This window comes from Staphylococcus sp. HMSC65H10 (assembly GCF_001839185.1).
GTDB classification, from domain to species: domain Bacteria; phylum Bacillota; class Bacilli; order Staphylococcales; family Staphylococcaceae; genus Staphylococcus; species Staphylococcus simulans.
Genome location: NZ_KV840295.1, coordinates 1 through 683, shown reverse-complemented (window position 1 = coordinate 683; position 683 = coordinate 1). Strand labels below are relative to the sequence as shown.

The window sequence follows — 683 nt, the reverse complement described above, 5'->3', positions numbered from 1 at the left end:
TTTATTTTTTAACATTTTACATAATAACCTTTTCCCCATTTCTTGTATAATGATAGTAATAAGATAATGAGGTGATAGTATGCTAAATAAATCTTCTAATAACAGAGAACAACTTGAAATGATTTCAATATCTCAATTAGTTCCTGATGATCACTTGTTACGTAAAGTTGAAAAAGTATTAGATCTTAACTTTGTTTATGATTTAGTGAAAGATAAATATTGCTTAGATAATGGCAGACCCTCTATTGACCCTGTAATTTTAGTAAAAATCCTTCTGATTCAAAAATTATTCGGCATTAAATCTATGAGACAAACTATAAAAGAAATTCACACTAATGTAGCGTACCGATGGTACTTAGGTTATGGATTCTTTGATAAAGTTCCTCATTTTGGTACTTTTAGCAAAAACTACACCCGCCGATTTTATGATAATAAGTTATTTGAAGAAATCTTCCAACACATCTTAAAAATTGCTTTTGAAAACAACCTTATTAATACCGAACAAATTTTTATCGATTCAACTCATATTAAAGCCAATGCTAATAAAAATAAATACATTAAGAAAGTTGTTCAAATTGAAGCCAAAGCATACCAAAAAGAATTGGATGATGAAGTAAATCTTCTAAGAAAAGCCGATGGAAAAAAGCCTATAAAAAAGAAAAAGGAAGCGAAAACTAAATATA

General features: G+C 27.8%; 1 protein-coding gene. It reads left to right on the top strand.

The window, feature by feature from the left end; all coding sequences use genetic code 11:
• Window positions 1-79: 79 nt before the first annotated feature.
• Window positions 80-683: transposase (locus tag HMPREF3270_RS00065; RefSeq protein WP_141763107.1), on the top strand; the 604-nt coding region annotated here is incomplete at its 3' end.